This is a genomic window from Xanthovirga aplysinae (assembly GCF_009711365.1).
In the GTDB taxonomy this organism is placed as follows: domain Bacteria; phylum Bacteroidota; class Bacteroidia; order Cytophagales; family Cyclobacteriaceae; genus Xanthovirga; species Xanthovirga aplysinae.
The window spans coordinates 1-280 of record NZ_SMMB01000073.1; the positions used below are offsets into that span (position 1 = coordinate 1).

1 protein-coding gene is annotated in these 280 nt (G+C 38.9%); it reads left to right on the top strand.

Annotated elements, in window-relative coordinates; all coding sequences use genetic code 11:
* Positions 1–280 (top strand): hypothetical protein (locus E1171_RS23010; protein WP_425509586.1); only part of this gene is annotated, 280 nt, incomplete at both ends.

A 280-nucleotide genomic window follows, 5' to 3' on the forward strand; every position in this document is an offset into this window, starting at 1 on the left:
TAAAGAAAAAGTAGAAAAAGAAAACCCACCTGTTCAAGCTTCTGACATTTCCCCGAACCAAATGGACATTTACGGAAATCTTGAAAAAGAAAAACTTCAAACCAAGGCTTTAGAAGCCGAAGAATTAAAAAGAAAAAAAGTTGCGGCAAAAAAAGAAAAGCAGGCAGCGAAAAGAAACATTGTAGTCCTTCCTTTCGATTCTGAACGATTCGCCAACAAGTGGACGGAATGGGTTGAGGCTAGGGTGAAAGAGAAAAAACAGAAGCCATACACCCAAACA